Source organism: Rhizobacter sp. (assembly GCF_035702065.1).
In the GTDB taxonomy this organism is placed as follows: Bacteria; Pseudomonadota; Gammaproteobacteria; order Burkholderiales; family Burkholderiaceae_C; genus Rhizobacter.
Genome location: NZ_DASSRA010000429.1, coordinates 1 through 14,115, shown reverse-complemented (window position 1 = coordinate 14,115; position 14,115 = coordinate 1). Strand labels below are relative to the sequence as shown.

10 protein-coding genes are annotated in these 14,115 nt (G+C 69.7%); all 10 read right to left on the bottom strand.

Annotated elements, in window-relative coordinates; translation table 11 throughout:
- Nucleotides 1-1,035 (bottom strand): AGE family epimerase/isomerase (locus VFL64_RS18970; RefSeq protein ID WP_489541943.1); only part of this gene is annotated, 1,035 nt, incomplete at its 3' end.
- Nucleotides 1,036-1,058: 23 nt separating this feature from the next.
- The gene (locus tag VFL64_RS18965) at nucleotides 1,059-2,309 is read right to left on the bottom strand and encodes a YbiU family protein (protein ID WP_489541942.1); all 1,251 of its coding nucleotides are present in this window, start codon (nucleotides 2,307-2,309) and stop codon (nucleotides 1,059-1,061) included.
- A 25-nt stretch (nucleotides 2,310-2,334) separates the two neighbouring features.
- Entirely contained in the window at nucleotides 2,335-3,324 is a 990-nt protein-coding gene (locus VFL64_RS18960) for a Gfo/Idh/MocA family protein (protein ID WP_489541941.1), read from the bottom strand.
- 13 nt (nucleotides 3,325-3,337) lie between these two features.
- Complete coding sequence (locus VFL64_RS18955; protein WP_489541940.1) at nucleotides 3,338-4,204, bottom strand: carbohydrate ABC transporter permease; 867 nt, start codon at nucleotides 4,202-4,204, stop codon at nucleotides 3,338-3,340.
- Nucleotides 4,197-5,066, bottom strand: a complete 870-nt coding sequence (locus tag VFL64_RS18950) for a carbohydrate ABC transporter permease (RefSeq protein ID WP_489541939.1) — start codon at nucleotides 5,064-5,066, stop codon at nucleotides 4,197-4,199. Before VFL64_RS18950 ends, VFL64_RS18955 begins: the two co-directional genes overlap by 8 nt.
- Before the next feature lie 198 nt (nucleotides 5,067-5,264).
- Nucleotides 5,265-6,512, bottom strand: coding sequence for an ABC transporter substrate-binding protein (locus VFL64_RS18945; protein ID WP_489541938.1), 1,248 nt, complete (start codon nucleotides 6,510-6,512; stop codon nucleotides 5,265-5,267).
- Nucleotides 6,513-6,654: 142 nt separating this feature from the next.
- The gene (locus tag VFL64_RS18940; RefSeq protein ID WP_489541937.1) at nucleotides 6,655-7,680 is read right to left on the bottom strand and encodes a LacI family DNA-binding transcriptional regulator; all 1,026 of its coding nucleotides are present in this window, start codon (nucleotides 7,678-7,680) and stop codon (nucleotides 6,655-6,657) included.
- Entirely contained in the window at nucleotides 7,677-8,696 is a 1,020-nt protein-coding gene (locus VFL64_RS18935; protein ID WP_489541936.1) for a hypothetical protein, read from the bottom strand. The genes VFL64_RS18940 and VFL64_RS18935 overlap by 4 nt, the downstream gene beginning before the upstream one ends.
- A 212-nt stretch (nucleotides 8,697-8,908) precedes the next feature.
- Nucleotides 8,909-13,231, bottom strand: coding sequence for a translocation/assembly module TamB domain-containing protein (locus VFL64_RS18930; RefSeq protein ID WP_489541935.1), 4,323 nt, complete (start codon nucleotides 13,229-13,231; stop codon nucleotides 8,909-8,911).
- A partial coding sequence (locus VFL64_RS18925; protein WP_489541934.1) for an autotransporter assembly complex protein TamA occupies nucleotides 13,231-14,115 on the bottom strand: 885 nt, incomplete at its 5' end. The genes VFL64_RS18925 and VFL64_RS18930, both read right to left, overlap by 1 nt.

Genomic DNA, 14,115 nt, shown 5'->3' with positions numbered 1-14,115 from the left:
GTACCACGTCCAGTAGGCCTCGTCGCCGGTGCGCAGGGCCAGCAGGGCCGCGGCGGCGAGGCTCTCGGCCTGCACCCAGAAGTATTTGTCGGCGTCGCACACCTCGCCGTCGGGCGCGAAGCCGTAGACGAGGCCGCCGTGCGTCGCGTCCCAGCCGTGGCGCATGGCGGTGTCGAAGAAGCGCTTCGCAGTGGGCACCAGCCACGAGGGCCGCTGATCGGGTGACAGGTGGGCTTCGAGTTGCAGCAGCAGCTTGGTCCACTCGGTCAGGTGGCCGGTCTGGAAGCCCCACGGCCGAAAGATGTTCGTCTTGTCGTGGCGGTTGTAGTCCCAGTCGACCGACCAGTCGGCCTGGTAGTGCTCCCACACCAGGTCGCCGAGGTCGGTGTGCGCGAGGGCCGCCTGGCGCTGCGTGATGGCTTCGGCGAGACGCAGCGCGCGCTGCAGGTAGGTCGCGTCCTTCGTCGCGTCGAAGGCGGCGATCATCGCCTCGCAGGCATGCATGTTGGCGTTCTGGCCGCGGTAGCTGCCGCGCTGCCAGTCGGGGCTGGCCTCGTCGGCGTAGAGGCCGTGTCCGGGCTCCCAGAAGCGCTGCTCCATCAGCTCGAAGGTCTGCGCCACGCCGGCGCGTGCTTCCTCGATGTCGGCCATCAGCGCGTGGGCGTGGGCCAGCAGCACGAAGGCCAGGCCGTAGCAGTGATTGGTGCCGTCCTGCACGGTGGCGCGCTGCCCGTCCCAGGCCAGCTGCCACGCATAGCCGCCCTGCGGTTGCGCATGCACCTGCTGCACGAAACGCAGGCCGTGGCGTGCGCCTTCTTGATAGGCTGCGTCGCCGAAGCGGCGGTAGGCCATGGCATGGTTGAAGACGAAGCGCGTGCTGCTGACGAGGTGGCGTGTCTGGCGGTCGTAGACGGTGCCGTCGTCCTTGTAGAAATGGAAGAAGCCGCCGCTCGGGTCGAGGCAGCGGCCGTCGTAGAACGACTGCGTGTGCCGGATGTGGCCCAGCAGGAAGGCCGGGCTGCGGAAGTCCGGCATGAGGGGCGCGATCTGCGAGGGGCTCATGACCACGGCCGCAGCCCCATCTGCATCTGGCCAAGTGGCGTGAGTTCGTCGCGCCGCGAGCGGCCCGCGAAGTCGAGCTCGTAGTCTTCGGCCGCGAAGTCGGGGCTGCTGCGTCCGCTCAGGAAGGCCGGTGCCTGCCGCTGGGCGAAGGCGGCGTTCTTGTCGCACCACGGGGCGGCGCCGATGTAGATGACGTTGCTGTAGCCCTTTCCTGTGTGCTGGTCCTCGACGGCGTGGATCACGTCGGAGTGCCACCACACGGTGTCACCCGGGTCGACGCGCGGGATGGGCACCAGCCCGGCCAGCAGCTCGGCATGCCATTGCGGCGAGGCGCCCAGCGCGCGGCCGGGCTGGGCGCCGCAGAGGTCGCCCTCGGGCACGTCGGGCTGCAGGGCGCGCAGCAGCATCCACGGCGTGGTCTTGGCGATGGGGATGAGCCGCAAGGTGCCGTCGCCCGGCCCCTGGCGCGTGAGCGCCGTCCAGCCCTGGAAGGTGCGGAAGGCCGAGCACACGGCGGGCGAGGGGATCTCGCGCGTGGCGATGCGGCCTTCGGCATCGAAGGGGTCGAAGGCCAGCGGGTCGCCCTCGAAGACCTCGCGGTAGACGTGGCGGAAGGTGGGCTCGCACCAGCGCTCGACCGAGCCGCCATCGGAGTGCGGTGAGAGGCCCAGCGTCGAGTCGCCCGGCTCGCGGCGGCGGATGCGGTCGGCGTAGTTGAACTGGCGGTCGGGGTCGAAGTAGCGCGTGCCGTTCTTCTCGTAGACCCAGAGCCGGTTGAGCCAGGCGCGCGTGGCCGCCATGTTGGGGTGCTGCCGCGCCTGCATCTGCGGGCGCGACCAGTAGAGGCTGAAGATCTGCGGCCGGTTCGACCCGAGTGCGCTGAAGTACTTGTCGAGCCCGGCCTTCTCGGACATGCGCTCCAGGTAGCGCACCTCGTCGATGTAGCGCACGATGGCCTCGTTCCAGGCGTCGACCTCCGCGGGGTCGAACACGCCGCGGATCACCACGCAGCCGCGCCGCTTGATGCGTGCCACCTGTGCTGGGGAGACCTTGCCGGCCATCACATCGGCGTAGCGGATCTCGGGCACCGCGCCCCCTTGCGCCTGCTCGGCGCGCACGGCGCTCACCTCGTCGTTCAGCGCTTCGCTCAGGCGGGCGTAGCGGCCGGCCAGGTCGGGCACCTCGGTGCGCAGCTGGCGTTGGGAGGTCCGCACGGCGGCGGGCACGTCGTTCATCCAGGCTTCCATGTCGTACTGCCTTTGTCTCGTGGGTTCAGTCGATGGTCTCGGTGCGCCCGCTGCGGGCGCTGGCGAGGCCGGCCAGGGCCGTGGCCATCGAGCGTGCGCCATCGGCGCCGGTGGCCAGCGGCTGGCCGTCTCCGGCGCAGGCGCGGATGAAGGCGGCAAAGCCGCCGGCATGCAGGTCGACGGTTTGCACGCTGAGTTCGGTCTCGCCTTCGGCATTGCGCAGCCACAGGCGGCCGGCGCCGGTCGACGTCAGCGAGCCTTCGGCGTAGAGGCTGCCTTCGGTGCCCAGCACGTGAACGCTGGTGGTCGCATGCTTGGCGACGAAGGACTGGTGCGTCTGCGCGAGCACGCCGCCGTCGAACTCGATCACGCTCATCGCGCTGTCTTCCACCGTGCCCTTCGCCAGCCCGATCTGCGCCGCGCTGGCGTGGATGCGGCGCGGCTCCAGCTGCAGCAGGAAGCGCAGCAGGTCGGCGTTGTGCACCAGGATGTCGAGCATCACGCCACCGCCGGCCTCGGGCTGGTCGAGCCGCCAGCCTTGCAGGTGGGGCGGCAGGTAGACCGCATGCGAGACCTGCACGCCATGCACGCGGCCGAGTGTGCCGTCGGCCATCAGCTGGCGCATGTGGCGGTGGCAGTCGGACGCGCGCAGGTGGTGGTTGGTGCCCAGCACGCGGCCGGCGGCCTTCGCGGCGTCGACCATGCGATTGGCATCGGCCAGCGACATGGCGAGCGGCTTCTCGCACATCACGTGACAGCCCGCGGTCAGCGCGGCCAGGGTCTGTGCGCAATGCTGCTCGTTGGTCGAGCTCACGTACACCGCATCGAAGCGGCCTTCGCGCAAGAAGCCATCGAGCTCGGTGTGGGCCATGGCCAGGCCCTGCTCGGCGGCGAAGGCCTTGGCGCGCTCGCCGTTGCGCGATACCACGCCGACCAGCTCCTGGCCCGGGATCTTGCGCAGCGAGCCGATCACACGCTCCGCGATGTTGCTGGCACCGATGAAACCCCAACGCATGAGAAACCTTTCTTCAGCCCTTGACCGAGCCGGCCATCAGGCCGCGCACGAAGTACTTGCCCGACAGGATGTACACCGCCAGCGTGGGCGCGCCGGCGATGAACGCCGCGGCGAAGTGCACGTTGTATTCCTTCACGCCAGTGCTCGAGTTCACGAGGTTGTTGAGCGCCACGGTGATCGGGAAGCTGCTGTAGTCGCTGAACGAGGCGCCGAACAGGAAGTCGTTCCAGATATTGGTGAACTGCCAGATGATCGACACCACGATGATGGGCCCGCTGTTGGGCAGCAGCAGGCGCCAGAAGAGCGTGAAGAGGCCCGCGCCGTCGATGCGCGCCGAGCGCACCAGGTCGGCCGGAAAGGCCGCGTAGTAGTTGCGGAAGAAGAGCGTGGTGAAGCCGATGCCGTAGACCACGTGCACCAGCACCAGGCCGGGCACCGTGCCGGCGAGGTGCAGCAGGCCCAGCGTGCGTGCCATCGGGATCAGCACGATCTGGAACGGGATGAACACCGAGAACATCAGCAGCGCGAACACGATGTGTGCGCCGCGGAAGCGGAACTGCGTCAGCACGTAGCCGTTGAAGGCGCCGATCGCCACCGAGATCAGCACGCCCGGCACCGCCATCAGGAAGCTGTTGATGAAGTAGGGCCTGAGGCCGGTGGCCTGCACGCCGATCTGCGCCAGGCTCCAGGCGTTCTGCCAGGGCTCCAGCGTGAAGGCCTGCGGCCAGGCCATCAGGTCGCCGCCGCGGATCTCGTCCAGCGGCTTGAACGAGTTCACCAGCATCACGTACATCGGCATGGCGAAGAGCAGCGCGCTCGCGATCAGGAGCGCGTAGAGCAACAGGCGCGGCGCGGCCTTGGCCAGGGTGCGCTCAGACATGAGGGCCCTCCGGGCGCGTTTCGCGCAGCACGTAGGGCACCACCACGATGGCGATGGCGATCAGCATCAGCACCGCGCTCGCGGCGCCCACCGCCATCTCGTTGCGGGTGAAGGTGTACTGGTACATGAAGAGCGACGGGAGCCAGGACGCACGCCCTGGTCCACCATTGGTGAGCGCGATCACCAGGTCGTACGACTTGATGGCCATGTGCGCCAGGATCACGAAGGCCGAGATGAAGGCCGCACCGAGCTGCGGGAAGATCACCCGCTGGTAGATGCGCCACAGCGGCGCGCCGTCCAGACGCGCGGCGTTGATGACCTCGTTGTCGACCCCGCGCAGCCCGGCGAGAAAGAGCGCCATCACGAAGCCGGTGGTCTGCCACACCGCGGCGATCACCACGCAGTAGATGGCGAGGTCGCTGTCCTTCACCCAGCCGAAGGCGAAGCTCTCCCAGCCGATGGCGTGCATGGAGCGCTCCAGGCCGATGCTCGGGTCCATCAGCCACTTCCAGGCCGTGCCGGTGACGATGAACGACAAGGCCATGGGGTAGAGAAAGATCGAGCGGAAGATGCCTTCGGCGCGGATCTTCTGGTCGATCAGCACCGCGAGGAAGAGGCCCAGCAGCGCGCACAGCAGGATGTACAGCGTGGCGAAGATGCCGAGGTTCTTGACCGACAGGACCCAGTTGTTGAGGCCCATCAGCCGCACGTAGGCCTCGGGGCCGGAGTACTCGAGCACCGGCATCATGGTGGACGGGGTGAACGAGAGCCAGGCGGTGAAGCCGATGTAGCCGTACACGCACACACCCATCAGCAGCATGCTGGGGGAGAGCACGGCTTTGGCGATGAGGGGGGCTTTCATGGGGTGGGGCGTGCGGGGAGTGGAGTGGAGTGGGGCTTCGATACCTCAGCCTGAGCGGATTGAATGTGTTTGAAGGGCCCCGCATGCCACCGCCCGCTCAGGCTGATCCTTCGATACCTCGGGACAGGGTCCGCTTCGCGGATCGAAGCCCCGTGCAAAAGACGCCATGCCACGAGAACGCAGCATGGCGCCCACACCTCAGTTGTTGACCGCGGCGACCAACTCCTTCACCGCCGTCTTGCTGTCGATCTGGCCATTGAACTGGCGCGTGATCACGTCGTAGAAGGCGTTCTTGATGTTGGCCGGCACGGCGTGGCCGTGAGCCATGGAGCCGACGAGCGTGCCCTTGCTGTTGGCCTCGGCCAGGTCCTTGATGCCCTTCTTGCCGCAGTCGTCGAAGGCGGTGTCGGGTACGTCGGTGCGTGCCGGGACCGAGCCCTTGACCACGTTGAAGGCCGACTGGAAGGCCGGGTCCATCACGGCGGCAGCCATCTTGGCCTGCGCGGCGGCCTTGTCGGCGCCGACCTTGAACATCGCGAACTGGTCGGAGTTGAAGCTGACCATGCCCTGCGTGCCCGGGAAGCGCATGCAGATGAAGTCCTTGCCCGGCACCTTCTTGGCGGCGATGAACTCGCCCTTGGCCCAGTCGCCCATGATCTGGAAGCCGGCCTTGCCGCTGATGACCATGGCCGAGGCCAGGTTCCAGTCGCGGTTGGAGAAGTCCTTGTCGACCAGCTTGCGCAGCTGGGCCATGCGGTCGAACACCTTGAGCATGGTGGCCGAGCCGAGCGCGGCCGCGTCCTTCTGCACCATCGACTTCTTGTAGAAGTCGATGCCGCCGGTGGTGAGCACCACGCTGTCGAAGAGCGTCGCGTCCTGCCAGGGCTGGCCGCCGTGCGCCAGGGCGATGAAGCCGGCCTTCTGCACCTTCTCGGCGGCGGCGATGAACTCGTCGAAGCTGGTCGGCAGCTTGGTCACGCCGGCCTTGTCGAGCACCTCCTTGTTGGCCCAGACCCAGTTGGTCGAGTGCACGTTGACCGGCGCGGCGATCCACTTGCCCTGGTACTTGGAGAAGGCCTGCAGGGCGGTCGGCACGGTCTTGTCCCAGCCTTCCTTCTGCGCCACGGCATTCAGGTCGGCGAGCACGTTCTGCTTGGCCCAGTCCTGGATGTCGAAGCCGAGCAGCTGCACGGCGGTGGGCGGGTTGCCGGCGGTCACGCGAGCGCGCACGGCGGTCATGGCGGCTTCACCGCCGCCGCCGGCGACCGGCATGTCGTTCCACTTGACGCCTTGCTTCTCGAGGTTGCCCTTGAGCACGTTGAGCGCAGCGGCTTCGCCGCCGGACGTCCACCAGTGCAGGACTTCGACGCTTTGCGCCTGTGCGGCGGCCAGGCCGCTGAAGGCCAGCCCGCAGGCGGCGACGGTGAGTTTCAAACGCAATGTCATGGCTTGTCTCCTTACGTTTTATGGGCGTGACCCGGCGGGCGACCGCCGCCACGGCGTTAAGAATCTATTTAGAAGGAGGCCCATTCCTTAAGGGGAGATTCCCGCTCCCCAGTCAGCGTAGGCAACGAAACAAAGTCGCTGTTTAGCCCGATGGCGTCGCAGTGGCGGTGACGCCGCCCGAGCTTTCGCGCACCACCAGCTCCACCGGCTGCACGATGTTCTGCGGCATCTCGTCGCCGTGCATCACCATCTCGACGCCGGTGCGGCCCAGGGCCTCCTTGTCGACGCGCAGCGTGGTCAGGCCCACGGAGCCGTAGGCGGCGGCAGGGATGTCGTCGAAGCCGACGAAGGCGATGTCGTCGGGCACGCGCAGGCCCGCCGCCTCGCACACCCGGATGGCGGCGAGTGCGGCCATGTCGTTGTAGGCGACCACGGCATCGGGCCGTTTGCGCAGCTTGAGCAGCTCGCGCATCGCGGCCTCGGCGCCGCTGGCGGTGTCCAGGCCCGGCGGGGCGACGACTTCGAGATCGGGGTCGGCCAGCACGCCGGCTTCGAACAGGGCGCGCCGGTAGCCGCGCTCGCGTTCGCGGATGCTGAAGTGCGCCAGCGAGCCCGCAAGAAAGGCCACGCGCTGGTGGCCGCGCTGCAGCAGGTGGCGCGTGGCGAGGTAGCCGCCGTGCTGGTTGTCGGGGTTGACGCTGCGGCATCCCGGCAGCCAGAAGTCGACCAGCGCCAGCGGCAGCTCCATGCCGCGCAGCAGCTCGACGATCTCGGTCTCGAAGAAGCCGGCCGCAATCACCGCGTCGGGTTCGTGCATGCGCAGCAGGTGGCGCACCGGGTCGGCGGGGCCGGGGCTGAGCACCGTGGGCACCACGCCGAAGTCGCGGCAGGCTTCTTCCACGCCCTGCATCACCTGCGAGAAGAAGGGGTTGAGCGAGAAGCTGCTGTGCTGGCGGTGCACCATGAAGACCAGCCGGCGTGCCTTGGCCGAGCGCAGCCGCGCCGGGTCGTAGCCCAGCTGGCGCGCCACCTCGCGCACGTGCCGCCGCGTTTCGTCCGACAGGCCGCGCTGGTTCTTGAGGGCGCGCGACACGGTGCCGATGGAGACCTTGGCGGCGAGCGCGATGTCGCGCACGGTGATGTCGCGGTCGGTGCGCGGCGTGCTCATGGCTGCACCTCGGGGGAGGCCGCGAGGCGCGAGCGGATGACGCACGGTGCGCCCGGCGCCAGCTGCAGGCCGGTGCGGGTGGCAAGCGGGTGGTCGGTCGGCACCTGCGTGACGCGGCCCAGATCCCACATGCCATTGAGCGGCTCGAGGCCGAGCGCGAAATGGCGGCCGTTCCACGGCGGGTAGAGCCGCCCGCCGTGGCTGACCCACAGCATCAGGTCGGGCAGCAGTGCGCGGTCCCAGTCGAGCATCAGCGACCAGCCGGCGTCGAGGTAGTGGGCGGTGACGGGGCCGCGCAGGGTCATGAGCTGGAGCAGTTCTTCGCTGTTCGCGCCCTGCGGGTAGCGCGAGAAGTCGGCATGTCCGCCGCCGGCCAGTGGCACGGCCGCCAGGGTGTCGAAGCGCTGGTTGGCGGCGATGCGCGAATGCCCCGGCTCGGCCGGCACGGGGTAGCTCAGGCCGGGGCCGTCGTGTGCCAGGTCGAGCTGCACGCGCCCGGCGTCCAGCCGCAGCGTGGGGTGGAGCGCGACGGGCAGCGTGCAGGGCTGCGCGACGGCGATGTGCAGCTCGATGTCGAGCGCCGGCCGGTCGGCCACGGCGCGCACGATGCGGGTGAGCTGCCGCACCGGCTGCTCGGCGGGCAGGTCGATCTGCAGCCCGAGGGCGTGGGGGTCGTCCAGGCTCAGCCAGCGCCACGGGTGGTGGGAGGCGTAGCCGTGGCCCCAGGTATCCGATGGTTCGCGGGATGGCCAGCCCGCGGGCAGGCCGGCCGGCCGGTCGCAGCGGCCGAAGGGCACGCAGGGCCAGTCGCCGCGCAAGCGGGCCAGGGCGCCGGTCAGCGCGGGCGTGTGTGGTTCGTCGGCCCACGGCGCCACGTGCAGCGGCGAGAAGTCGGGGTGCCCCGCGGCGCGAAAGACCACCGGCGCCAGCATGCCGCCCAGCGCCTGCAACTCGGCCTCGCCATGCGGCCAGCGCAGGCGGCGGACGGAGTCGGCGGAAGGTGGAGGTGGGGGCACGTTTGGCCGCGGTCTGCGCTGGTTGCAGGCCGCGTTCGCGCGAGTGTAGGAAGCGCGCCTTGTTTAGTAAACGACGGAAAGACTCTGAGGGTCAACCACGGGAGCCTCAGGCCGGCAGCTCGGCGAAGGGGCAAGGACGCGAACCCGGATCAAGCAACGCCCGCGGATCCGGCTTTGCCGGTCCGCCAGGTGGCGCCCCCTGGGGGCGTCAGTCACTCCCAGCGCCAGGTGCCGATGAAGTCGACGGAGCGATCCAGCCCCGACTGCAAGCGCATCACGAATCGTTGTGCGATGCGGTACGTCACCTGCACGCTGCCCGTGCTGGTGTTGAGGTTCTGCTCGTAGGCCAGGTACACGCGCTTGGAGAGCTGCTTGCCGACCGAGACGACGGTGTCCTTGTTCTCGCTGTCGCCGGGGCGCACCGACACGTCGTCGATGCCCAGGGCCTTGGTGATGGCGCCGGGGCCGCCCTTGCCTTCGTCTTCACCGGCCAGCAGGGCGAAGGCGGCGCGCTGCACCATCGCCGCGTCGGAGCGGCCTAGGCCTTCGCTGGCGTGGCCGAGCAGCAGCCACGAGAGCATGTCGTTGGTCGACATCACCGGCTCGGAGAACAGGCGCACGCGCAGGTTGGCCAGCGGGCCGGTGACCTGCACGCCCACGCGCACGTCGACGTTGGGGCGGGTGGCTTCGATGTCCAGGCGCATGTCGCTCGGCGCGCCGTTGAAGCTGACGATGCCGCGGTCGATGACGAGCTTTTGGCCGTAGTTGGCGAAGGTGCCGTCCACGGCATTGACCTTGCCCTGCAGCGCCCACTTGCCGTTGGGCAGGCTCACTTCGAGCTCGCCGCGCAGCTTGGTGTCCAGCCCCAGGCCGCGCATGCGCAACTCGTTGCCGGCATTGACCACCAGGTTGAGGTCGAGCTTCATGAGCCCCGGCGCGCCGGGGTTGGGCGGGGCTTCTTCGCGGTCGCTGCGGCCGACGACGATCACGTCGTCTCCGAGGCTGGGCGAGCTCAGGCGTGTGAAGTCGACAAGGCCTTCGTCAACGACGAACTTGCCCTTGGCCTTGGCGCTGCCTTCGGAGAGCAGCAGCTCGGCCTCGCCACTCGTGATGATGCGCAGGTCGACGCGCCCGAGCATCTGGAACTTGTCGGCCACGAGCTTGAGCTGGGCGCGCCACTTGTCGTCCAGCCGCGCGTCGCCTTCCAGCCGCACGGTGCCACCGCCACCGCGCGCGGTGAACTTGTTGATGCGTGCGGTGTCGCCGCGCAGCGCGACGTCGACCTCGCCGTCGGTGAGGCTCACACCTTCGACGATGTTGCGCACGCCCAGACCCGAGCCGCGCACCTGGCCGGTGTACTCGGGTGCGTTGACGCGCCCGCCGAAGCTCGCGCTGAGGTTGAGCTTGCCGTCGAGCCGCCAGCCCGCGGGCACCCACGCGCCCCAGGTGCCGAGGTTGGCCACCTGGGCCTCGATCACGCCTTGTATGGGCGCATCGGCGGCCGGCCAGGCGAGCTTGGGCGAGGTGCGCACCACCAGCGCGCCGCCGAGCACGCCGAGCTGCTGTCCGGCCAGGCCAGCGGTGAAGTTCCACACGCCGTTCTGCGCGTTCAGGCCGATGCGCAGGTCGGACAGGCCCAGCGACTGCGTGCCGCTTTCTTCGGTGACGGTGAGGTCGCCGCGCGTGCGTTCGAGCACGATGTCGGCGCTGAAGTCGTCGGTTTGCCGGATCACCACCTTGCCGGCGATCTCCAGGTCGCCGCCCCAGCCGAAGTTGGGCTGGGCGCGCTGCAGCAGCGGCGCCACGGCGAGCGGCTCCAGTTCGGCATGCATGTCGAGCTGCTGCGTGCGCACGCCGTGGTCGGCCTGCCATTCGAGGCGGTTCCAGCGCATGCCGGCGCCCACGATCTCGGCACGGCCCTCGCTCACCGCCAGGCGCGGCACGTTGCCGCCCACGTAGTCGATGCCGACGTCCTTGACGGCGAGCAGCGGCACGGCGCTGCTGTCGGTGGTGCGCAGTTCGAGCTGCTGCACCGTGCCCTGCCAGGCAAAGGGCGGCGGTTCGGCCTTGCCGCTGCCGGCGGGGCTGAAGAGGCTGCCGCTCACGCCTCCGCGCACGTTCAGCACGACCAGCGTGCGGGAAGGCGGTGGTGCAGCCGGCGTGGTGGGCAGGGGCGCCGCACTCGCCGGCGTGGCGGGCGGCCTGGCAGCCGGCGTGCCCGGCGGCTTGACGGCCGGCCGCGGCCGCGCCTGCAGGTTCTCCATCCACACCGGCGGTGCGGCCTTGAGCTCGCCGCGCAGGCTGAGTTCGTGCGCGGCGGGTGTGCCCTTGAGCGCGAGGCTGCTGGGGCCGAGCTGCCGCTTGTCCCAGGCGGCCTGGGCGACGTTGAGCAGCACGTCGAGTGGTGCGTTGAGGGCGGTGCCGGCCTCCCAGCGCAGGTCGGCCTGGCCGACGCTCCAGGCGCCGGCGCGCACGTTGGCGAGCGCCGCCTTGCCCTGCGTGCTGACGGCCGGCCAGCGGCCGCTCATCTGCGCGTTGGCTTCGAGCGCGCCGCCCAGGCCTTCGAGCAGGCTGGCCGCCTGCTCGGGTGTGAGCAGCAGGCGCAACAGGGGCGCGAGCTTGCCGATGGCGGGCGCGTTGGCCTCGGCCGTCCAGTGGTCGGCCTGGCCCTGGGCATCGGGGGCGATCTGGCCGTCGACGCGGATGCGGTTGCCGCCCAGGTCGAGCTCGGCCTTGGTCTGGAAGGGGTCGCGTGCACCGGCATGGCCAAGGCTCACGGTGCCGGTGATGGGCAGGCCGGCGAGCTGGGTGTCTTTCAGGTCGGCCGAGGCCGTGCCGCGCAGGCCGGCCAGGTGCTGCGGCCAGCTGGTGGTCATCTTGCTGGCCCACACGCTGTCGGGCAGGGTGAGCGCGGCGTCGCCGTTCAGGTTGAGGCGGTAGACGCCGGCCTGCCAGCCCGCGCCAAGGCCGGCGGGGAACCAGGGGCGCGGGTCGAAGTCGGCCATCGAGGCCTTGGCCTTGATCTGCCACGACTCGCCGTTGCGGTCGGCCTGTCCCTTGAGCGTGGCGTGGGTCTCGCCGGTCGAGGCGCGCAGCTCCTTCAGGTCGATGGTGTCTTCGGTGCCCTTGGCCTCCAGGCGCAGCTGCACCGGGCGGTCGGGCTGTTCGAGACGGCCTTTCAGCTCGACCAGCGCATCGAAGCGCGGCCACGTGCGCGCATCGGCGGCCTGCGGCACGCGCTGCGCCGTGAGTTTGATCGGGCCGGAGAGGCTCATGGCCGCCAGGCGCGGGTCGATCAGGCTGGGCTGCAGCTGGGCCAGTTCGGCATCGAGCCGGATGTCGCCGCCGTCCCAGTGGCCTTTGGCCTTGAGCGTGCCGGCGTCGCGGCGGCCGTCGGAGAGCAGCAGCTCGGCCTGGCTCAGCTCCAGCCGCCGCGCCTGGCCGGTGCGGGCGCGCAGGTCGAGCGAGAGGCTGCGCAGCGGCAGCTGCTGCAGGTCCCAGCGGCCGGGTTTGGCGTTGGTGAGGCGGACCACGGCGGTCAGCGCGTGTTCGGTCGGTGTGCCGGTGGGGGTGATCTGCACCTGGCCGCTGAGCGCGGTGAGCGGCGCCTTCTCGAGCAGCGCCGACAGGTCGAGGTTCTCGGTGGTGGCCTGCAGGCGCGGCAGCGGCCAGGGCTCGACGGGGGCGATCAGTGCGTCGGCGTCGAGCGACTGGCCTTGTGCGCGCACCTGGGCTTGCGCCTCGAAGCGGGCCAGCGGGCCTTGCACCTTGAGCTGCGCGCGCCAGTCGGGTTGCAGCGTCTTGGCCCACGAGGGCAGCACGCGCTCGGCCGGTGCACTGCCGCTTTGCACGGCCTGCAGGTCGGCCTTGAGCGTCATCGGCGCATCGGCGCCCAGCGAGGCCTGGCCGGTGATGAGCAAGGGGTCGAGCCGCGCGCTGAACCGGTCGAGCTGGTGCAGGCGACCCTGCTCGCCGCCGAGCTCCAGCCGGCCCTGCACGTCGCGCAGCGGCCGTCCTTCCAGGCCCGGCACGTGCACCTCGGCCGCGCGCAGGTCGGCGATGTGCAGTTCCAGCGGCATGCGCAGGCGCTGGGGCAGGGTCGCTGGTTTGCCGTCGCCGGTGTCACCGGGTTTGGGCGTGACGGTGATGGTCACGCGCTCGGCCGAGAGGGCGTCCACAGTCAGCGCAAGCCAGGTCTCGGGGTAGGGCGTGTAGCTTGCGCGCAGGTTGCGCCACTGCGGGCGGTCGATCACGATGCGCGTGCCGCCCTGGGTGACGATCACCTGGCGCGCGCGCAGGTCACCCAGCAGCACACCGTCGGGTTCGATCACCTCCACGCCGATGCCCGCGCTCGACAGGCGGGCCAGCACCCAGGCCGTGCCGCCCACCGTACCGGCGGCCCAGAACAGCAGCGCGATGCCCGCGCCCACCAGGGCGGTCAGCAGCAACACCGTGCCCAGGCCGATCAGTGCGCGGCCGATGCGGCGGCGTGGCCGGGTGGGCGGCTGCGGGGCGATGTCGGGGGTGTCGCTCATCAGAAGGCGATGCCCACGCTGAAATGCAGGCGGGCCTTTTTCACCTGCTGACCATACGCCACGTCGATGCGCAAGGGGCCGACCGGGCTGCGCCAGCGCATGCCCACGCCGTAGCCAAGCGCGAAGTTGAACTCGCTCCACTGGTTGGCCACGTTGCCGGCGTCGACGAAGGCGGCCCACCAGATGGACGAGTACTTCTCGCTGACGGGGCGCGCGATCTCCAGGCTGGTGGTGACGAGCTTGCTGCCGCCGGCCGGCACGCCGTCGATCGAGATGGTGTGGAGGTCGCGGTAGCCGTAGCCGCGCACCGAGTCGTCACCGCCCGCGCGGAAGAGCAACGTGTCGGGAATGCCCACGCTCTCCTTGGCGAAGACCTCGGCGAACTCCAGCCGCATCTGCGAGTACCACGACTTGCCCAGCGGCCAGTACAGGGTGTTGCGCGTGTACAGGCGCGAGAAGGGGCCGTTGTCCTTTTCGTTCGAGATCGCGTAGCCGCCGGCCAGCTGGATGATGGTGGTCAGCCCCTTGGTGGGCAGGATCACGCTGTCGAGCTGGCGCCAGGTCCAGTTGTAGTTGCCCGAGACGGCGCGGTTGTTTTGTTCTCTTCTCGGTATCTCGTTGCCGTTTGCGTCCCTGGTGGCGTATGTGGTCAACGTGGTGTAAAGGTATTCACCGTAGATCATGCGGTCGATGCGCTCGGTGGTGAGCGAGCGGCCGGCGCGGGCATGCCAGGAGAAGGTGGATTGGTTGTCGTCGGTGTCGACCCAACTGATGCCTCCGGCCAGCAGCCTGCGGTACAGGTTCTCGTTGGGGTCCCCCGTCAGGTCGCCTTCCCACGAGCGCTCCTTTCGGCCGATGTTGAGCTTGTTGCGCGCCTGCACGTC

Bases quoted from the DNA above. Each gene is read 5' to 3' on its own strand.
- VFL64_RS18955 (WP_489541940.1), bottom strand. From the start codon at position 4,204: ATGTCTGAGCGCACCCTGGCCAAGGCCGCGCCGCGCCTGTTGCTCTAC.
- VFL64_RS18945 (WP_489541938.1), bottom strand. From the start codon at position 6,512: ATGACATTGCGTTTGAAACTCACCGTCGCCGCCTGCGGGCTGGCCTTC.
- VFL64_RS18960 (WP_489541941.1), bottom strand. From the start codon at position 3,324: ATGCGTTGGGGTTTCATCGGTGCCAGCAACATCGCGGAGCGTGTGATC.
- VFL64_RS18965 (WP_489541942.1), bottom strand. From the start codon at position 2,309: ATGGAAGCCTGGATGAACGACGTGCCCGCCGCCGTGCGGACCTCCCAA.
- VFL64_RS18930 (WP_489541935.1), bottom strand. From the start codon at position 13,231: ATGAGCGACACCCCCGACATCGCCCCGCAGCCGCCCACCCGGCCACGC.
- VFL64_RS18940 (WP_489541937.1), bottom strand. From the start codon at position 7,680: ATGAGCACGCCGCGCACCGACCGCGACATCACCGTGCGCGACATCGCG.
- VFL64_RS18950 (WP_489541939.1), bottom strand. From the start codon at position 5,066: ATGAAAGCCCCCCTCATCGCCAAAGCCGTGCTCTCCCCCAGCATGCTG.